The following is a 24,444-nucleotide window of genomic DNA, read 5'->3' on the forward strand; positions in this document are numbered from 1 at the left end:
TTATTCTTTTTCTAAAATTGTAAACATGTTTTCCATTTCCGAAACTTCATTTTCAGCAGCTTCTTTATAAATTTCTTTATCAATTTCTGGATTATTTTTATAATTAATCAAAGAAGAAATTGATGGGTAACGGAACATTTCCGGTATAGAAACTTCCCATTCCAGTCTTTCACTCATTAATGCGTTTAGTTTTAAGATTTTAAGTGAGTTACCTCCCAATTCGAAAAAACTTTTATCCACACTAATGTACTCTTTACTAACATCCAAAACTTCTGACCATATATCTACTAAAGTTTTTTCCATATCATTAGATGGAGCAACATAAGTCTCTTGAGATAGATATTCTGGATTTGGTAATTCTTTTCGATCTATTTTTCCATTTGGAGTTAATGGTAATTTGTCTAATTGAATTAGATACGATGGTTGCATGTAGCTTGGTAAATTCTCAAAAAGTAAACCTCTTATCTGTTCAGAACTTAATGTTTTATCTGATACATAATAAGCTGCCAAATACTTTTCATCATTTTCTCCAATACACACAACCACAGATTGTAGAATATCTTTATGTGAATTAAGTTGATATTCTATTTCACCTAATTCAATACGATGTCCTCTAATTTTGACTTGATTATCCTCACGTCCAATGAGTTCAATTGTTCCATTTGCATTGAACCTTGCAATATCTCCTGTGTTGTAAATTTTTGTTTTGGTATTAAATGGATTAATCACAAACCTTTCATCTGTTAGTTTTTCTTGTTTCCAATACCCTTTAGATAGTCCGTCACCACCAATGAATAAATTTCCTGATACACCAATTGGAACCATTTTCATGGCTTTATTTAAAATATAGATTTGTGTATTCAAAATTGGTTTTCCAACACTCACTTTTTTGTCATCCAAATCTAATTTATGCATACTCGACCATACAGTTGTTTCTGTTGGACCATACATATTGTAGATATCTGCAGTTATATCTTTACCTAATTCCTTAACCAATGAATATGGAACAGACTCACCACCAAGCAATAAAGTGCGTAAGGACTTTAATAATTTTTTTGAACTTACTCCTTCTTGTGACATCTTTATAAATGAAGGAGTTGATTGTAACATTGTTATTGGTTTATGATTCTTACGAATTTTTGTATTAAAAAGTTCTTTCAGTTCCTTGATATGTTTAAGACTTTCTAATACTTTGCTTTTCTCAACACCAAAGTCAACAAGACATGCTATTTCATCAACACCAATTTCTTTTAATTTTAATACCATCTCACTACATTTACTTTTATTTCCAATAAGTGAACTAGTTTGGTAATATCTTTTAAAGGCATTTTTTAACACTAATTTCATTCCTTCACCATCAATAGCTTCTGCATCTAGTCCAGCTTCATCCATTAATAATTTATTGATTCCGATAGAAGTTTTTAAATAATCAGTAAATGGTTGTTCAACTATTTTCTCAACCTCGTCTATATCTTCTCCAATAAAAGAATGTAGCATTACGGCAATTTTACCTGAATCTTTTCCAAATCCATTTTTTTCTCTTGCCTCCTTATATATCTTTATTTTTTCTCCAAGTTGTTCTATACTCTGTCCCAAAAGATGAGTCAACAAATTTGCTCCACTAGCTCCTGCACTTCTAAAAGTCTCTTCGTTACCACTTGAAGTAATCCAAACTGGCATTTCCTTTTGGATTGGAGTTGGATATACACTTAAATCTATTTCTTGTCCTAATCCATTCTCTCTTTTAATAGTTTCTCCTCTCCATAATTTTTTCATTACTTCGATTTGATCGTGCAAGATTTTATTACGATTTTTATAAGAATCTTTTGCTAAGGCAAAATCATTTGGATTCCATCCTGCTGCAAACGAAAGTCCCACTCGTCCATTTGATAAATTATCAACTACAGACCATTCTTCTACAATCCTTATTGGATCATGTAATGGAGCCACAATACTTCCACTTCTCAGTTCAATTTGCTCTGTAACCATAGAGAGTGCTGAACTAATAACTGAAGGATTAGGATACAAGCCTCCAAACTCATGGAAATGTCTCTCTGGTGTCCACACTGCATTGAATCCTGCTTGATCTGCATATTTTACGGATTCCATTAACAAACTGTATTTATCTTTCTCTTTATTGTTGTAACTGGAGAAAAAGAAAAGACTAAAATCTACCGACAAATCTTCCTCTGCCATATAGCGATCTAAACCAGTTAATGATATAGAAGAAGGATGCAATACAATTTCAATACCATTACATAATGTCCAAAATAACTCTAAAACTGAGATATCAAAAGAAGTACTTGTTACAGCCAACATACAATCATCAGGGTTAACTGTTAAGTTTTGGCTTATTCCAAACATGAAATTCACCACATTTTGATGGACTATTCTTACTCCTTTTGGTTTTCCAGTTGATCCTGAAGTGTAAATTAAATAACATGAATCTTGAGAATTTGCAATAGGTATAAGGTTTGAGTCATTTTGTTCATCAATTTGGTCCAAATATATTACTACTCTTTTTTCATCAGTACTATATTCGTTTTCGGTGTCCAATACTATTAATTCTGCTCCACTATCATCTAAAATATAATCTATTCTTTCCTTAGGATACATTGGATCAATCGGTAAATAAGCACCTCCTGCTTTCAATATTCCAAGTAAAGCTATAAGAGTTCGTTCAGAACGGTCAGCAATAACAGCAATAACATCGTTAGCCTTAATTTTATATTTTCCATTCAGATGATGAGCAACCTGATTTGCTTTTTGATTAAGTTCAGAATAGGTCAAATTCATTCCTTCATAAACAACAGCTACTTTATTAGGTGTTTTTTGGACTTGTAACTCAAACAAGGAAACAATTGTCTCTTCTTTAGGGTAATCAGATTGAGTGTCATTAAAATCAACTAAAAGCTTATTTTTTTCTTCTTCCGATATTAATTCAATATCACCTAATCTTATATTAGAATCCTTAATTACTGCAATTATTATTTCTTTAAAATAAGAAATAAACCTTTCTATAGTTTCTTCCTTAAATAAACTTGTTGAATATTCAAATTGTAAATGCATGTTATCATTACCTTCGAATATTTGTAAACTTAAATCTAATCTTGATACTTTTGATTCAATTGGATATGGAGTAACATTTAATCCAGCGATATCTAATTCCACGCTTTCAAAATTCTGATAAGCAAACATTACATCAAATAATGCGTTGTGGCTAGTATCTCTTTTTAATTCAAGATCGTCTATCAATTGTTCATATGGATAATCCTGATTATTAAATGCTTCTATTGTTTTTGTTTTTACTGAATTTAAAAACTCTTTAAAGCTTAAAAGTTCCTTAGGAAAATTTCTAATCGGTAGGATATTTACAAATACACCTATCATTTTTTCTAAATCAGCATGTTGCCTTCCTGAAACTGGACTACCAACTATTATATCTTCATCGCTTCCTAATTTTCCTAGTAAAACATTGAACACCGATAACATTAACATATATAATGTAACACCTTCTTTTTGAGCTAGTAATTTAAGACCATTCGTTAAAACTGAATTTAAATCAAAATTAATCGAAGCACCTCGTTGATTGTTAACCAGTGGTCTTACAAAATCAGTTGGTAAGTTTAAAGTTGTAACTTCATTTTTGAATTCTGATAGCCAAAAATCTTTTTGTTTGTTAAGAGCTTTTTGTTGCTCATCTTCTTGTAGCCATTCTACATAATCTGTATATTGTAATGGTAGTTCTGGCAAATTCTCTTCTGCATAAAGCGACATAAAATCTTTTATTAAGATACTTTCAGACACTCCATCGGTGATAATGTGATGTTGATCCACCATAAGAATATGTTCTTCGGCTTCAATTTCAATAAGTCCAATTCGAATTAGCGGAGCATTATTTAAATCAAAAGGTCTTATAAATTCTTTTATTATTATATCTGCTCTAGACGGAGTTGATTTAAAATATTCTAAATCTAACTCTATCCAATCTTCTATCTTTTGAACAGGATTGTTATCTACCAATTGAAATGATGTACGTAATGCTTCATGTCTCATAATCAACTTAGTAAATGCAGTTTGCATTTGATCTAAATTCACCTTTCCCTTTATTTTAACAATTTTTGGTAAATTGTAAGTTAAAAAGGATGGATTAAATTCATGCAAAATATATAGCCTTTTTTGAGCTGATGATAATGGATAAAATTCTTTATGCTCAGACTTTTTAATTGGATTAAATTGATCAACTGATTGTAAATTCTCTATATGAGCAGCAAGACTTCTTATATCTAAATTATCAAAAGCATCATTCATAGAAACTTTTGCGTTTAGTTCTTTAGACACTTTATTTAGCATCAGTATTATTTTTATGGAATGACCTCCCATTTCCATAAAATTTTTGGTAATACTTATCTCATCTTGATCTACTTTTAATATTTCAGACCAAATTTTAAGTAATTTTTTTTCAGTTACTGTTGAAGCTGCAACATAATTCTCGCTTTCTTTAATTTCTGGATCTGGTAAAGCTTTTTTATCCGTTTTACCATTTGAAGTTAAAGGCATTTTCTCCAAACGAATAAAAAAAGATGGTAACATATAATCTGGCAAACTTTTAGCAATGAAAGACTTTAGATTTGATGAATCAATTTCTTCATTTGCTGTATAATAAGCAACAATCGACTTATCTCCTTCCTTTTCCTTTACAACAACTACGGTTTGATTAATTAATTCATGTTTTGATAATTGGTTCTCTATTTCTCCCAATTCTATACGGAATGCATTTATCTTTACCTGATCATCTTTTCTCCCAGAAAACATAAGAGTACCATCATTAAGTCTTTTTGCAAAGTCTCCAGTTTTGTACATTTTAGTACCTTCAATAAATGGATTATCAATAAAACTCTGATTAGTTAATTTCTCATTATGCAAGTAACCTTGTCCAACACCATCACCAGATATATATAACTCTCCTAATATTCCTTTAGGTACAGGCTTTAAAAAACTATCTAATAAATAGATTTGAGTGTTATTGATTGGAACACCAATTGGCACAGAAGAAGTTGAACTTTCAGCATCAAATTTATGAATCATACATCCAACAGTTGTTTCAGTTGGACCATATTCATTATAAATTTCTACTTCTCCTTTAAATAATTCGTGAATTGATTTTGCAAGAGAAACAGTCAAGTCTTCTCCACCAACAATAAATCTTTTTACAGAAGCTCCTTCAATAATTAAATCCTTAATTACTTCACTATCTTTAATTATTTTCAAATGAGATGGAGTTAGTTTTATGGTATCACATAAATTTTCAGCAATAACTTTCTCTATTAATACATTTTTTTTATCATCTTCATACAACACAATCTTATTACCTGAAAGTAATGGTGCGAAAATAGATGTAATTGTTAAATCAAATGAGATAGAAGAATATAGAGGCATTGTAGCTTCTTCATCCTTAAAATAATAATTTTTAGCCCAAAAAATATAATTTAATAAAGTTTTATGTTGAATCATCACTCCTTTAGGTTTTCCTGTTGAACCTGAGGTATATATGATGTAAGCCAAATTGCTACTTTCAATTTTCTCTATTTTTTTAATTTCCTGACTATCTATGGCTACCTCCTCAATGTTAAGATCTAAAAAAGAAATTTGTACTTCCTCAAAATTATCCAAATCCCCACGCGTAATCAGCAACTTAATCTTAGAGTCTTTTATTATTTCTTTTTTTCTATCAGTAGGATAAAGTGGGTCAATTGGTACATATGCAGCACCTATTTTCATAATGCCTAATAAGGCTGGTATAAGATACTCTTCCCTGTCCAACATTAATCCAACTAAATCACCCGATTTGATATCGTATTTTTCAATCAGATAGTTCGCAAATCTATCTGATTTTTCTTTTAGCTTTTTGTAGCTTACCTTCATTGCTCCTAATTGGAAAGCAACATTAAAAGGCGTTTTTTCTACTTGATTTTCAAAAAGAGTATTTATTGTCTCCTCCTTAGGGTAATCTAAGAAAGTGTTGTTATACTCATAAAGAAATTGGTTTTTTTCTGATTCTGACAGTAAGTCAATATTAAAAAATTGTGCTTTCATTGGGTTTAATTTAGACTGTTTCAATTCTTTCATTTTAGATTAAAGTTTTTAAAAAATTTATAATGCTTATTACAAGCATTATAAATTTTAGACTTTATAGTTTTTAAAGTTCTATTGATTCTATATTAAACAATTTCGCTTGTTAACATCACTTGATGAATTACCTGATTGAAGTGATTTAAAATATTGCTAATTGTTTCATTTTCGTAAACGTTAGTATTATATTCAATTTTAATTTGAATCTCATTTTCGGGTATGACTACTAGTACTAGATCGTAATTTGATTCAACATACATTTGTACATTTTTCACGGGGAAGTCTTCTCTACGATTTTTTGCAGATTGTGTTTCATCTGATTCGTCAATAACTGGATAATTTTCGACTACAATTATATGATCTAAAAGATTTCTTCCTAATGTACTTAATGATTGGATTTCCGATAATGGATGATATTGATGTTCATCGTTTTCTATGGCATTGTTTTGAATTTTATGTAAAATTTCGTCAAGGCTATCCTCTGATCCATATTTAATTCGTACAGGTATAGCATTGATAAACAATCCAATCATATTTTCAATCCCTTCAATTTCCGCAGGTCTACCTGAAACTACTGTTCCAAAAACAACATCATCAACATTATTGTATTTTGCTAAAAGCATTCCCCAAACAAACTGGATTATAGTGTTAATGGTAACTCCATAATCAGAAGCCATTTGGTTTAACATACTAGTATGTTCTTCATTTATAGTCAAATACTGAAAATCAGGTTTATGTTCAGCTTTTTTTGATTTTATTATTTCTTTTTTTGGAAATGATGTCAAACGATCAAAACCATCAAGTACTTTTTTCCAATATTTTTGAGAACTTTCTTTGTCCTTGTTCTCTAACCATTCAATATAATTCAGATAAGGATTGACCAATTGTAAAGTAACATCTTGTCCTCTTTTATTTTTTGAATATATTTCCCTAAATTCATTTAATATGGTTGCCGTACACCATCCGTCCATTAATATGTGGTGGTAGTTCCAAATTATCGCATAATGTTTTTCAGAGATTTGAAGTACTCTCAATCGCATCAACATATCATTTTGTAAGTTAAATGGATTTAATTTTTCGATTGACTTGTATTTTTGTATTACTTCTTGAAGGTCATTGTTAATCAACTCATCTCTTATATCATTAAACTCGATATTTATTTTCTTTTCTTTAAGTACAAGTTGTATTGATCTTTCGTATCCCTCGTATAAAAAAACTGTCCGGAAAATATCGTGTCTTGCCACAAGATCATTCATACTTCTTTCGAATACTTCCATATCCAATTTTTCATCAATTTCAAAGCTCATTTGTCCAAAATAACCATCTGATTTTGAATCAAACATTGAATGAAATAGCATTCCTTCTTGCATTGGAGACAAAGGATATATATCTTGAATTTCATATTTTTCTTGTAATTCAATTAATTGTTCAGAAGTTATATCTTTGAATGTTAAATCAGAGGGAGTTAGTTCTATATTATTATAATTACAACAATACTCAACAATTTCTAAAATACTTTCATTATAAAAAGCCATTAATTTTTCGATTGTTTCTTTACTATATTGTTGACTACTATACATAATTCCCATAGATAATTCTCCGTTAGAAACAATACCAGAAACATCCCAATCATAATCTCTCACTTTGTTTTTTGAAACTTCGTCTCCTTTAGCTTCATAAGCTAAACAAAATGAGTTACCTTCTATTTCATTATCAAATTGACCTAAATAGTTAAAACTTATTTGTGCTGTTACTTCATCTTTAGATTGGTATTCAGAACTTGTTTCTGCAAAATATTTCCTTATTATGTAGTCCATTCCGTTATTTGGAACTTGTCGAAGTGTTTCTTTTACATGTTTAATTATATTTGAAATTATATTCGATTTTTTTTCTAATAAAATAGGATAAAAACTTGTAAACCAACCTACAGTTCTATCTATGTTTTCACCTAGACCTAACTGTTGTCTCCCGTGTCCTTCGAGATCTATAAGAAATTCATTGTGATTGTACAACCTATTAAGAGAAAGTAGTAAAGCCGATAATAAAATATCATTTATCTGTGTTTTAAAAGGAACATGCACTTCAGACAGTAAACTGGCTGTTGTTTCCTTACTAAGTTTAAATGATTCCACTTTATTCATTTTGAAAGTGTTTTCTCCATCTGGATTGTCCTTTTTTAAAGGTTTTACATTATTTTGTATAACATTGTCCCAATATATCTTTGAATTTTCAAATGTTTTACTTTTTAAATAATGTTGTAAATTCTTCGTCCAACTTTTAAATGAATCCGTTTTTAAAGGCAATAAAAGAGTCTCCTTTTTTATAATTTGTTGGTATAGAGTATCAATATCCTCTAACAATATTCTCCACGAAACTCCATCCACAACTAAATGATGAATTATTACGAGTAGACGGCTTCCAGTATTCATATGAAATAAACCTAACTTCATTAATGATCCATTATATATATCTATACTAGATTGCATTTTCTCCGCTTCTGTAAAAAGTAATTCTTCAGAGTTTTCTTCTCCTTCTAGATTAAAAACTCTTATGGAAACTGAAGAATCAGTAATTGATTTATTTTCCTGCATTACTTTTCCATTGTCTTGTTTATATACCATTCTCAATGCATCATGATGAGTTTGTAACTTATAAAATATAGCTTTTACTGTTTCTTCCTGAATTCCATCTGTAAAATTCAACATAACAGATTGGTTAAAATGATGCTGGTCTGAAGTGTTTTTTGAAAAAAACCATTTTTGAATGGGACTTAAGATGATTTCTCCCGTAACCATTGACTGATCTGATTTAGATTCCAATACTCGTAATTTAGTAGCCAATACTCTGATATTCTGACTAGTAAGAATGTCTTTTACAGATACTTCATAACCTAATGAACGGAGTCTTGAGCTGATTTGAATTGACTTTATAGAGTCTCCTCCTACAGAAAAGAAATTATCAGTAACTCCAATTTTATCTGCAACTAATACTTGAGTCCAAACCTCAACTAACAACTCTTCTTCAAATGTGCTTGAAGCAACACATTCCGATATATACATCTCTGGTTCAGGTAAAGCTTTTTTATCTAACTTCCCGTTCAAAGTGTATGGTAATTCTTCTAAACGTGTAAAAAATGTAGGAATCATGTATTCTGGAATTCTGCTAGACAAAAATTCCTTTAGCATGCTTAAATTGATCTCAATTGGAGAAATATAATATGCAGACAAATATTTATTATCATTTTTTTCATTAACGACCACTACGGCTTTATCTATCTCATCAAAAGCAGATATCTGATTACCTATCTCCCCTAACTCTATTCTGTAACCCCTTATTTTTACTTGATCATCAATCCTACCAACAATTTCAATTGTTCCATTAGAAAGCCACCTTCCTGCATCCCCAGTTCTATACATTTTTTCTTTAGATGCAAAAGGATTGTCAATAAATTTTTCTGCGGTGAGTAACGGATTATTTATATATCCTTTTGCAACTCCTGATCCTGCAATACATATTTCTCCAACAACCCCAATCGGCAATAAATTTGAATTTGTATCCAATATATATATTGAGGTATTCCAAATTGGCTGGCCAATAATAGAAATAGTATTTTGATTTAACTCTAAATGATGTGTAGAACCAATAGTTGTTTCCGTTGGACCATAGTGATTTTCAAGACTTAACCCAGGTAATATTTTATTACTTTTGTTAATCAAATTCACAGTTGACTTCTCTCCAGCTAATACAACAAAACGTAAATCTGTTGAAGCATTTCTTACGGTAATTTCATCTACAATTGCATCAAACAAACCAGGTAGTATAGCAAAGAAAGAAACCTTGTTTGAGATAATCGTATCGGTAATATACTTTGCATCTAATTTGTATTCATTAGGTACTGTTACTAAAGTTCCACCTGATAACAATGCTGGGTAAAAATTAGAACCAAATCCGTCAAAATGATAAGATAACAATTGCAACCCAACATCTTCTTGTGATAATTTATGGTAATCTATATTCCATAACGTATAATTAACCAAATTTCTATGTTTGACTTCAACTCCTTTTGGGTTACCTGTGGTACCCGAAGTATATATTATATAAATCAAATCATCTGGAGAAATTTTTTTTCGTGGATATGAGAGACTTTTTTTTGTTACATTAATTTCACTGACAACAAGTATTTTTTCTTTTTCGATTAAATGTGAATCTAAATTGTTTTGATCATACAATTCCTCTTGAATAAGTAGTAAATCTGCTTCACAATTTGAAAGTATGTATTGTTTTCTTTCAATAGGATCCTCAGCTGATAACGGAATATAGGCTCCACCTGATTTAATCACTCCCAACAAGGAAGCTACCATTTCTACAGAGTGATTGAAATGCAATCCTATTTTGTGGTTTGCACCCTCTAATCGAGAGTCTATCATATGTGCAATTACATCAGCTTTATCATTTAATTCTTTATAACTTACACTTTGATTTCCATGTTGTAAGGCAATATTATTTGGAGTTTTTGCAACCTGATCCATAAACAAATCAAGAATGTTACTATCATTACAAAGCTCTACTTTTGTATTATTGAAATCGATTAATAACTTCTTTCTTTCGCTTGACGAAATAATATCTATATCAGATAATTTAACAGAAGCATTTTCTGTAATTGTTGTAATTATTTTCTTAAAATAATCTGCAAATCTTTCTGCTGTTTCTCTCTTAAATAATTCAGTAGAATAAATGAACCTCAAGTACAATTCGTCCTTTTCTTCAATTACCAATAGTGTAAGATCAAATCTTGATGAAGTAATTTTAAAATTTTCAGGTTTCATTATTAAACCATCTGTCACCTGTTTTGAATCTTCATAATTTTGGTAAACAAACATTACATCAAAAAGTGGATTTCTTCTATCATCTCTTTCCAATTTTAAATCGTTTACCAATTCTTCAAACGGATATGACTGATTTTCCAAACAAGCTAACGTTTTGGATTTTACATCTGATAAAAAATCATTGAATCGAATATTTCCTTTTGGATAATTTCTTAAACAAATTGTGTTAACAAACATTCCTATAAGCCCTTCTAAATCTGCATTTTGTCTTCCAGAAACTGGAGTTCCTATTGCAATATCTTCTTTGCTTCCTAATCTGCTTAATAATATATTTAATGTAGACAGTAATACAGTAAACATAGTTGCTCCAACATCTGAAGCCACTTTCTTTAATTTCAGTGATTCTTTCTTTGCTATTTTAAATTTTACAAAATCACCCTCGTTCTTTTTTTCAAAAGATCTTGGATAATCCGTTGGTAGTTCTAATGGTGTTATTTCTCCTGAAAATTCATTAATCCAAAATTCTTTTTGATGGTCTATAACTTCCTGTTGTTCAGTACTATGTTGCCATTCAGCATAATCTTTATATTGTAACTTTAACTCTGGTAATTCCTCACCATTATATAAGCTGTTAAATTCTTCACGCAGAACAAATCTGGAAATTCCATCTAAAACTATGTGATGAGAATCTATAATCATTAAGTGTTCATTTGAATTCTTCTCCATAATTCCAACGCGAAGCAATGGAGCTTTTGTTAAATCAAATGGTCTTACAAATGATTGAATTGTCTCATGATATTTGTTTTCATCATATTTTAAATATTCTAATTCAAATGAAAATTCATCTATGATATATTGTTTTAATTCATCATTCACTATTACCAAAGATGTTCTGAGACTTTCATGTCTTTCTATTAATTGTCTGAAAATTTTCTCTACTTTGTTCTTATCAAAATTACCAAGAGTCCATAAAACCTCTGTCTCGTTGTATAATACACTTTCCTTATCTATTGTCTGCAAAAAATACATTCTTTTCTGCTCAGAAGATGCTAAGTAATATTCTTGTTCTTGTGCTTTAAGTATAATATTATTCTTATGTTTCGAATCAATATTTGCTAACATAATTAACAAATCATTAATTGCGGGATGCTTATAAATGTCCCCAATAGACAAACTTGATCCAATTTTTTGGTTAATTCTAGCTACAAGACTCATTGCCTTTAATGAGTCGCCACCTAATTCAAAAAAATCATCTTTTACACCAACATTTTTCCCAAAAAAAGTAGTATATAATTCCACTAATGTTTGCTTCAGATTGTTGGTTGGTTCTAAAGTAATATTTTCCTTATTTATAGTTTGTGAAAGCCCATTTTTAACTTCATTCAATCGATTTTTTTGAAGTGACATAGATTTTTGAAGGTTCTCCGGATATATGGTATAGACAGCTGCTTTATTCTGAAGACATTTAAAGAATATCTCCACTCCCTCTTTAGGATATATAGCACTAGAAATTTTGGAATTGATTAATTGTATATCATTAATTTTTTCAGCTTTTCTAACGGACTCAACTGTTAATCCAACATTTAACCAATCACACCAATTAATTGTAAAAGCATTGATGCCTAATTTTCTAGCATAATGTGCATAATTTTCTAAGAATTCATTACCTGCATTGTATCCTACTTGACCAAACTTCACCTGATAGATTACATTTCCAATTGAAGAAAATAATGCCAGAAAATCTAATTTACTAAAATCCATATATTTCTCGAAAAGAAGCAAACCATGAATTTTTGATGAACTATAATTTATAAAATCTTCTTCTGATCTGTTTAAGATAATTCCTCCGTAATCTACTTCTCCTGCAGCCCAAATCATACCATTCAATTTTGAATGATTACTATTTATCTGCTCTATAAATTTTTGAACCTTTTCCTCATTAGAAACGTCAACTTGATACAAGTATACATTACTACCTATACTTTCTATGTTTACTATTTGCTGAATTTTTTTACTTATAGTGTCTTGGTCTCCTTTTGATTTTAACCAATTGTTCCAATCTTCTCTTTTTGGAAAATCAGAACGATGAACAATAACAATATTTGCGCCATATTGAAGAGCCAATTCATTAGCAATCGATAACCCAATACCACCCAATCCCCCAACAATTACATAAACTCCATCCTTAATAATTTGAACATTTGAATTTATTTTCTCATTGCTCTCAAAATTTTCAACACTTTCAACCCATCTCTCATTATATCGATAAGCAATATATGGATCATCAATATTATAGAAAATTTCATTTTCAATTTTGGTCGTATAATCTTTTAATTCCTTCTCTGTTTGAAATGGATATGGTATATCAATCACCTTGCATTTCACATTAGTTATTTCTGAAGGTATTATCCTTGCTGGAGCATGTATAACCGATTTAAGCGGATCTACTTTATCTTCCTCAGAAACATTTGCCAAATGATTACTAATAACTGTAATGTTTATATTTACTGTTTGTACAGTTGAAGCTAGAGATTTAGCAATATTAGATAATCCCAAGTAACCTTTATTCAATTTTTCCTGAATGGAATCGTAATTTATTCCTTGTAATTCTTCCTCTAATGTTGCACAATAAATAATGTTTTTAACGATAACTTTGTTTTGCATCAAATGATCCCATAATTTCGTTATTTCATCAGAAATATTCATATTTACTTGAAAAGTACCATCTTCTAGTACCTCAAATTTGCTTCCAGTTTTTACTTGTACCACATTTTGTCCATACGCAACTAACTTTTGAATCAAATATGGACTAAAAGTCTCATCTCCATAAAAAACTAAAAAATCAGAATTATTTTCGATAAGCTCAATAGCTGCATTAGGTAATAAAGAACGCTTCCAGTTAGTTATGTTAATATGATTTTCAGTAGTACTTATTATTTCATTTTCATTTGAATTGTCAGTTTTTAGTTGACTATCTAATAATTTGCTTAAATTAAAATTCGTTGTATAAGGTAGTTTTTCAAATGAATAAGTTGGTAAAGAAACCTTGTTTCTCTCTTCGTTAGAGTAAAAACCATCCCAACTTATTTTAATTCCTTTCAACCAAAGGCTCCCAAGTTTTTCGATAATATACTTTTGATCATCAACTTCTTGTTTTGAATGTCTTATTGTATTAATAATATGATGGTCAGAAACTAGTAATTTACTTTCTGCTAAATAATTACTCAAGGTTCTACCTGGTCCAATTTCCATGAAAGATGCGTTACCCATCTTTAATAAAGTTTCACTTCCTTTAAAAAAGTCTACAGTACCTCTCAAATGTTTTGACCAATATGAAGGTTTACTTATTTGGTCATATGTAACCAATGACCCAGTTACATTAGAAATATATGGAATTTTAGGTTCATTAATTGAGATTTCAAAGAACTCATTTTCAAATTCACTCAATATACTATCCATCATATAAGAATGAAAAGCATGAGAAGTATGTATTCTTTTAGATTGATACCCCAAGTTTATCATCTGCCTTTGAAAGTTTTCAATTTCTTGATCGGTACCAGAAACTACAAGTGAAGACTCGCTGTTTATTACTGCTAAATCAATTCCTTTATTTGAATTCAATAAAGGTTCTATTTCTTGTTTTCTAGCAGTGACACTAAGCATACTACCCTTTTCTGCTTTGCCCATTACTTCTCCTCTTTTAATAACAAGTCGTATTGCATCTTCAAGACTGAAAACACCACTTACACATGCTGCCACATATTCACCAATACTGTGACCAATCATATAATTGGGTTTTATTCCCCATAGATTAAAGAGCCATGCAATTGAATATTCAATTATGAATAATAAAGGTTGAGCATATTCAGTATCATTAATACTTTTTGGGTTTACAATTTCTTGGTTATCGTTAGGAAATAAAATAGATTTAAAGTCCTCAGATGAATAATTTTTGACAATACTAAAGCATTCATCTATCTTATTCTTAAAATCTTTTTCCTTTAAATATAAGTCCTTACACATGTTAATGTATTGAGATCCTTGACCTGGAAACATGAATATAACATTCTGTAAATCTTCCTGAGTATTTGTGTTTAAAACATCTGTTGTCTCATCTCTTTCCAATAAGTTAATTGCATTGTCTATAGTATCACAAACAAACATTTTTCTGTAATTGAATCTATCTCTACCACTTTGAAGTGTAAAAGCTATATCTGCAAGTGAGGCTTCTTTATTCATTTTCAGAAATTCTGAAAGCTGAGATGTATTTTCATCTAGACTTTTCTTAGTTTTAGCAGATAGTACAATAAGTTGATCTTTACGAGTTTCTGACGAGTGTTGTACCGTTGGTGCTTCCTGTAAAACAACATGTGCATTAGTTCCTCCAATACCAAATGCACTAACTCCTGCTCTTAATGGGCCTTTATTATTGTCCCAATTTTTGAGTTCATTATTTACATAAAAAGGACCATTATTAAAATCAATCCTTGGATTAGGCTCCGTAAAATGTAAACTCGCTGGTATCTGTTTGTTTTTGATAGCTAGTACTGTTTTTATGAAACCTGCAACGCTTGCGGCAGTATCTAAATGTCCAATACTAGACTTTACTGAGCCTATGGCACAAGTATTCATTTTATTATTACCGAATACTTCATTTAAAGCTTCAATTTCTATAGAATCACCTAAAGAAGTTGCTGTTCCATGTGCTTCTATATAACTGATTGTTTCCTGCTCAACTTTGGCCATTTTATGAGCTCTTTTTATTACCTCAACTTGACCTTTAACACTTGGTGCAGTATAACCTACTTTGCTGTTTCCATCATTATTAATTGCTGTTCCTTTAATAATTGAATAAATGTTATCCCTATCACGAATGGCGTCCTTTAATCTTTTCAAAACTACTACTCCAGCACCTTCACCTCCTACTGTACCACTAGAATTTACATCAAATGGCCTACATCTTCCATCTTTAGAATGAATCATTCCTTCTTGGTATAAATAACCTTTTTTTGAATAGTTTAGGATATTTACTCCTCCAGCTAATGCCATAGTACATTCTCCTAACAATAAACTATTACAGGCTTCATGTATAGCTACCAAAGATGATGAACAAGCAGTTTGAATAAAAACAGCTGGTCCTTTCAAATTAAACTTATATGATATTCTTGAACTTAAAAAAGTTGCATCTCTTAAATGAGATGCTGTAAAATCATCTACAAAACGTTCTTGATTATTTCTAAGAGAAAATAACTGCCAAGCTGTACTAGGTGAACCAGATGCAAAAACGCCTACTCTTGCATCATTGTTCATAACACTATAACCACTATCTTCCAAAGCTTCCCAACAACATTCATGATATATTCGAACTTGTGGATCCATTAATTCTGCTTCATGTGGTGTGTAACCAAAGAAATCGGAATCAAAATATTTTTTGTTCTTTAAATAAGCATTAGATCTTACATATAAAGGGTCATTTACCAAAGATTCTAATTCACCTTCATTAATAATCTCTTCTTTGCTAAAATCGCTAATACAATCTTTACCATTCTTTAAATTTTCCCAATATTGATTAATATTATCAGCTTCTGGGAATCTTCCAGACATGCCGATTATAGCTATTTCTAGTCCTGTATATTTTTCCATAACTAACTTAAATCTGATTTAAAATATCCATAGCATCATTCATTTGCTCCATATCGGTATCAATTAGCGCATCTGATCTGTAGATATCTGATTCATTATTTTTGTTTAAAAACTCCGCAAGCGATGAGATTACTGGATATGTAAATACCTTTGCTACGGTTATTTCGGTTTCAAAGTGTGTGTTAATCTTATCAACCATTTTCATTAATTTCAATGAATTACCTCCAATATCAAAGAAATTGGTGTTTATACCAATCTTATCTTCCTTAATATTGAGTAAATCTGCCCAAATACTAACCAATTCTTTTTGGACTTGATTATTTGGTTTGGCTGAAGCTTCTATGGTCTTCAACTCTGGATCTGGCAAGGCTTTTTTATCTAACTTTCCATTAGGTGTTAAAGGGAATCTTTCCATTTTAAGGAAATAACTAGGTACCATATAATCTGGTAGTTTATTTAAAAGAAAGTGTCTTAATTCAGTAATATCCAACTCTTTATTAGCTATATAATAAGCTAATAGATGTTTTTCACCTCCAATTTCTTTTGCTTGAACTAAAATTTCATTTATTTGATTGTGTCTAATAAGTTGATTTTCAATTTCTCCTAATTCTACTCTGAATCCTCTTAATTGAACTTGGTGATCTATTCGACCTTTGTATTCTAATTCACCCGATTCCATAACTTTTGCAAGGTCACCTGATCGATATAATCTTTCTTCTGGTTTGTAAGGGTTAGGAATGAATCTTTTGTTCGTTAGTTCTTCATTGTTTAAATATCCTCTAGCTAAACCATCACCTCCTACATAAAGCTCTCCAATAACTCCGTTAGGAACTAATTTTTGATACTCATTTAATATTAACATTGATAAAGTTGGAATTGGAATTCCAATATTGCTAATGTTATTTTCAATTTCAAACTCTTTTATTTCCTTATAAGTGTTATGAACAGTTGTTTCAGTAATACCATATTTGTTAATAATAAGTACATCTGGATATTTTACTTTCCAAGCTTTTAATTTTCTTGGACTTAGTTCTTCACCAGCTAGGATGACATAACGCAGACTCAATGTTTTTTCTGGCTCAGATAAATCGGCATAAATAAGATTGTACAAGGCACTTGGTGTTTGATTCAATATAGTTACCTTCTCATTTTTTAAGATTTCTAAATAGGCTTTAGTATCTTTTGCCAGCATTTTAGGAATAACTATTAATTTCCCTCCAAATAATAGTGCTCCATAAATTTCCCATACACTTACATCGAAGCAATGACTATGAAACATAGTCCAAACATCACTAGAATTAAAATCGTATTGAAACTTATCGTTAAAAAGTAATCTTACTACATTTCGATGTTCAATCATTACACCTTTAGGATTTCCTGTAGTACCAGAGGTGTAAATAACATAACATAAATCAGAAGGTTTATTGAAATGTTGAATATTTAAAGCCATATCGCTTATTTCTTCCGAGTCTTCTATAAAAAGCGTTAAAACATTAAAATCGATCTCATTTTCAAGGGTTCTATCTGTTAAAATAATAGTAGTTCCACTATCCTTTATTATATATTCAATTCTTTCTTTCGGATAATCAATATCAATAGGTAAGTAAGCACCTCCTGCTTTTAAAATAGCTAACATTCCAATCACAACATCAATAGACCTATTCATAAATAGTCCAACTATACAATCTGGTTTTACACCATTCTCCCTTAATAAAATCGCTATTTCTGAACTTCTTTTATGTAACTCATAATAAGTTATCTGTTCATCCTCGAATGTTATTGCAATACTATTAGGTGTTCGTTCAACTTGTTCAATAAATAAATCAATTATTGTTTTATCTTTTGGAAAATCTACATCCAAATAATTAAACTGATTAAGCAATTGTATTCTTTCATTTTCAGACATAAAATCCAATTCTGTAATCATAGAATCATTATTTTCAATGATTGAAACAATAGTAGTATTCAAATGATTTAATAATCGTTCAATAGTTTCATTACTATATTTGTTTTGGTTGTAATCAATTTTTATTTGAATTTCGTCTCCAGGAATAATCATGAGAACCAAATCATAATTGGTTTGTTCGAAAACCTCTATATCTGTAACAGTAAAACCTATAGCTTCTTCATCCTTTTTATTAATTATTTTCTCTGATATTGGATAATTTTCAAAAACCAGAATATGGTCAAACAATTCATTTCCTAAATCACTTAAACTTTGAATTTCTGATAATGGATGATACTGATGCTGTTCATTTTGTAAAGCTTTATTTTGACAATTTTTCAACAATTCAATTACAGAATCTTTTTCTTCATACTTTACTCTTACAGGTATAGTATTTATAAACAATCCAACCATATTTTCGATTCCAGTAATTTCTGAAGGGCGACCAGAGATTACCGAACCAAAAACTACATCTTTGGTATTATTGTATTTACTTAATACAATGCCCCAAGCTGTTTGAAGAATCGTGTTTAATGTTACACTATTTTCTTTTGAAACTTTCTTAAGAAAGTTTACTCTTTTGCTATCAATAATAAACTCCTGAGAAGACAAATCATAATCTCTATTTATTGTCTGTGAAACTGTTTTTTTAGGTATTGTAGCTAAACTTCCATAATTGCTTAGATAACTTTCCCAATATGTAATTGAATCTTTTTTATTTCTATCTTCTAACCATTCAATATAGTTAGCATATTTAGCAGCTGGTAATAATGAAATATTTTTATTTAATCTTTTGTTTGAGTATAATAACTTAAAATCATTCCAAACTATACTTGTACACCATCCATCCATTAATATATGATGATGTGACCAAATTAAAACAAACTCATCATCTTGAGTTTGAAGCAACACAATACGCATTAAAACATCCTTACTCAAGTCAAAAGCTTTTTTTGCATCATTTTTTTGATAAGATTCTATCAATTCATTCTTAGATGAATGAATACAATCTTTACGAATGTCAAAGAAGCTGAAATCTATCTTTCTTTCCTTCAATACTATTTGAATAGGTCTTTCATAATTTTTATAAAGGAAAACGGTTCTGAAAATATCATGACGATTCATAAGGTCGTTCATACTTTGTTCAACAGTTTCTACACTTATATCTCCTTTAAGGGTTAAAACTTTTTGCTCGAAATACATTTCTGAATTTGACTCCAATACTGAATGAAACAACATTCCTTCTTGCATTGAGGATAAAGTATAGATATCCTCAATATCATATTTGTTCTGCAATACATCTAGTTCCTCAATAGATAAGTTATTGTAAGTCAAATCTGAAGGACTTAGTTCTGGTTTGTTGTAAGAAACACAGTAGTCAATAACTTCTTCTAAACAACTTTTATAAGTATTCATAAAAGCATTTATAGTTTCCTTTTTATATTGTTGTTTACTATATACCAAATTCAGAGCAAATTCTCCGTTTGAAACAAATCCAATAATATTCCAATCATAATTTTGGCTCATATTTAAGGAAACTTCATTTCCTTTTCCTTCTTGAGTTGTGAAAAATGACTCATAATCTGAACTTAATTGCCCTAAATAGTTAAAACTTATCTGAGATTTAACCTCATTTTTATTTCTAAATTCCTGATTATCTGTTTCTTGAAAATACTTGTTCAATAAATAATCAATTCCATTATTTGGTATTTTTTTCAGGTGTTCCTTTACTGTTTTTATTTGATCATTTAATCCCTTTTCATTTTTTTCTAAGATTACTGGATATATACTTGTAAACCAACCTATTGTACGACTTGTATTGATACCTTGAATAATATCTTCTCTACCATGACCTTCTAAATCAATTAGTAAAGATTTAAGTCCAAATTGTTTGTGAATACTTAACAAAAGTGCGGTTAAAAGAATATCATTAATTTGAGTGCCAAATGTTTTGTGTACATCTCCTAATAATTTACTTGTATACTTTGATTTTAACTTAAAAGACTCTCTACAATGATCAGAAAACATATTAATTCCTTCTTGAAAATCTCTTTTCATTAGATCAATATTCTTATTAGACAATGAGTGCCAATAAAGTTTTGCCTTTTCATAAATATCAGTCTTGGTATATTCAGTTAATGATTTTGACCATTTTTGGAATGAGTCAGTTTTTAATGGCAGAGTTAGTTTCTGTTTGTTTAAAATTTGATTATATAAAGTTTTTATATCTTCAAATAAAATACGCCAAGAAACGCCATCTACAACTAGATGATGTATTACGATTAATAATTGACTACCTTCAACTGTCTGAAACAGTCCTAATTTAATTAATGGTCCATTTTCTAAATCTATAGATGCTTGAATTCGATTGCTTTCTTTTAAGATTAATTTATTAACCTCATCATCATTGTCAAAATATTTTTCTTCTAAAGAAATAGGAAAATTTAATCCAATATTTTCTTGATTAATTCTACCATTATCCCTATTAAATACTATACGAAGTGCATCATGATGCTCAAAAATTTTAGTAAATATTTCAAAAACAGTATCAGATGTTATACTTTTTTTGAAATGAATCATTGATGATTGATTAAAATAATGTTGATCTATACTTGAATTATTGAAAAACCATCTTTGAATTGGGCTTAATTCTACTGAGCCAGAAACTACGGATTGATCTGATTGAGATATAACTGGTTTTATCTTTAAAGCTAATTCTTTTATTGTTGGATTCTTAAAGATATCTTGAACCGAAACCTCATAACCAGCATTTCGCATTTTGGAGCTTATCTGAATAGATACTATTGAGTCTCCTCCAACAGAAAAATAATTATCAGTAATACCTAATTTAGGTATTCCAAGAACTTTTGACCATTCATTAACCAATAATTTTTCTTCTAAACTACTTGGGGCTTCATAATCTTCATTTCCTTTTAATTCAGGTTCTGGTAATGCTTTTACATTTAATTTCCCATTAGCCGTTAATGGAAAGCTATCTATTTGAATATAGTGAGCAGGAAGCATGTAAATAGGAAGTTTTTCGGCTAAATGACTTCTTAATGAAAGTGGATTAATTTCACTTTCAGATAGATAATAAGCTACTAAATAGTTATGTCCAGCTTTTTCTTTTGCAACCACAACACACTCCTCAACATTTGAATGTGTATTTAGCATATTTTCAATTTCTCTTAATTCAATTCTAAATCCAGAGATTTTTACTTGTTCATCAATCCTTCCCATGAAAAGAATTGTACCGTCTGTCAATCGTATTGCATAATCACCTGTCTTATACATCCTTTCTCCATGAATAAAAGGATTATCTATGAATCTTACTTCAGTTAAATCATCTCTCCATAAATATCCTTTTGCTACACTTTTTCCAGAAATATGTATTTCTCCCATTATGCCTTTAGAAACGGGATTCATTTGTGTATCAAGTAAATAAATTTGTGTATTATTGATTGGATTTCCTAAGGGAACTGACAAAGTTGATTGTTCAGGGTCAAATTCATAAATCATACAACCTACTGTAGCTTCAGTTGGTCCATACTCATTATAGATTTTAACTTTTCCATTAAATTTATCAAAAATATCTTTTGACAATTTAGATTCGAATTCTTCACCTCCTACAATTAATTTTTTTAAAGTACTCTTATTTTTTGTTAATAAGTCACTATCTCTTATAATTTTCAAATGAGAAGGTGTTAGTTTAATAATATCTACCTTATTATCAATCAACACTTTTTCAATTAATACGCTTGTATCATCTTCCTCATAAACAATAACTGTATTTCCTGTAATTAAGGGTGTGAAAATAGAAGTTATTGTTAAATCAAAAGATATTGAAGAGTATAATGGAAAAGTAGTTTTATCCTTTCCAACATAAAATGCAGAAGCCCAGTTGATATAATTTAGTAAAGAACCATGCTCTATCATTACACCTTTAGGTGTTCCTGTTGATCCTGATGTGAAAATAACATACGCTAAATCAGAAATTTTTAATTTCTCTAATACAGTCGGATTGTCATAAGTTTTAGCTAAAATTTCATTTACAAAAACTACATTTTGAACGCTGTTAAAAGAAGAAACGTCAAGATCATTTTTTACTAATAAAATATCTATACGACTTTCTTTTATTATTGAATTTATTCTATCAGTTGGATATATTGGATCTATTGGAACAAATGCTGCACCCGCTTTTAAAACTCCTAGAATAATTGGAATAATATTTAGATCTCTATCTAACATCAAACCAACTAAATCCCCTTTTTTAATGTGTTTTTCTTCCTTAAGATATCTAGCTATTTGGTTTGATTTGTCTACAAGATCAGCATAAGTTATAGATTCATTTCCACATAATATGGCTATATTATTAGGACGTCGTATAGCCTGTTTTTCAAAAAGTGATACTACAGTTTCATTTACTGGATTTTTTGCTTCTGTATTATTAAATTTCACCAATGTTTCAGAAACTTCATTATCTGTCAAAAAGCAAAATTTATCTACAATTCGATTAGAGTTATCAAGAATTCCTTCAAGAAAAGTATTTAAATTAACTAAAAAAGCTTCTGCAAAAGTTTGATCAATTGTATCTGTTTGATAAATCACTTCTATTTCTAATTCTTCTTTAAAAAAGATAGATATTACTAATGGAATACCTGTATTTTCAGTAACTGATTTCAATGCAATATTAAAATCTTTATTACTATTTATTGTTTTCTCATCAAGAGGATAATTTTCTATTACAACTAAAGTGTCGAATAAATTTTCCGAAGATTTTAAATCTGTTAATTGCTTTATCTCATAGTAAGATGTATTATTAAACTGATTCCGAATTATTAAGTCTTGATGTGTTTCTTTAATCACATCTAAAAATGATTTTTTCTCAGTATCTTTAAGTCTAAAAGGAATAGAATTTATAAAATTTCCAACAATTGATTCAATTCCTTTAATAGATGAATCTCTATTAGATACTGTAGTACCAAAGACAACATCAGATTCTCCTTTAAGTCTTTGAAGTAAAATTCCAATAGTCGAGTATATAATTGCAGCTTTAGTTACTTTCTCTTCAATCGAAAAAGCTTCTAATTTATCTATAGCACTTTTAAAGCTTATTTTTTTCGTTTGATGTTTTTCTCCATTACTTACATGAACTTTTGTAGATAATGAACTAATCTCAAACTTATTTAAATAATTTTTCCAATATTCTTTTTCTTCATCTCTTTTTTTCATTTTTGATGTAGTCAATTGATACTCTTTATAAGTTGACTTATTTAAAAAGACAGGATTTTCGTTATTAACTAACTGATTGTACGCATAAAAAAGTTCTTTTAAGATAATACCAGTACTCCATCCATCATACAGAATATGGTGATTGGTAATATAAAGTTCATATGATTTCTCAGCAATTTTAATTATACTAAGACGAAACGGAACTGTTGTCAAAGTAAATTTATCATTCATATCCTTCAAAGAATATTCTTCAACAAAGTTTAAGACATAAGCACTATTTTCTTGTGAAATATCATGATATACGATATCAATTGTACATTCATGAAGTATTATTTGTAATGGTTTACTAACTTCTTTCCATTTAAAAACAGATCTCAACACTTCATTATTTGACTGTACAATTCCAAGAGCTTCTTTTAAAATGTCAATATCTAATATTCCTTCAACATTAAATCTAAGTTGGGCATTATATATGTTACTATTTTCATCATTTAAATAATGAAACAACATCCCTTTTTGAATCATACTAAGTTCAAAAATATCTTGTACGTTTTTTTTGTCTATCTTATCGTTCACTTTTTTACATTTTTAACTACAATACAGTAGTGAATTATTTAATGAGATTATTAACAATAGAGATCCGCATCCAATGTAAATTGGACAAAA

3 protein-coding genes are annotated in these 24,444 nt (G+C 29.5%); all 3 read right to left on the reverse strand.

Translation table 11 applies throughout. The annotated features are described in order from the left end of the window. Positions 1 to 6,129, reverse strand: coding sequence for a non-ribosomal peptide synthetase (locus FIA58_RS09565; RefSeq protein ID WP_140962258.1), 6,129 nt, complete (start codon positions 6,127 to 6,129; stop codon positions 1 to 3). A gap of 92 nt (positions 6,130 to 6,221) precedes the next feature. Next, complete coding sequence (locus tag FIA58_RS09570) at positions 6,222 to 16,601, reverse strand: non-ribosomal peptide synthetase/type I polyketide synthase (RefSeq protein ID WP_140962259.1); 10,380 nt, start codon at positions 16,599 to 16,601, stop codon at positions 6,222 to 6,224. A gap of 7 nt (positions 16,602 to 16,608) precedes the next feature. After that, positions 16,609 to 24,354 carry a non-ribosomal peptide synthetase gene (locus tag FIA58_RS09575; protein WP_140962260.1) on the reverse strand — a complete coding sequence of 2,582 codons (7,746 nt, stop codon included), beginning with the start codon at positions 24,352 to 24,354 and terminating at the stop codon, positions 16,609 to 16,611. Positions 24,355 to 24,444 lie beyond the last annotated feature (90 nt).

This window comes from Flavobacterium jejuense (assembly GCF_006491595.2).
Lineage (GTDB): Bacteria > Bacteroidota > Bacteroidia > Flavobacteriales > Flavobacteriaceae > Flavobacterium > Flavobacterium jejuense.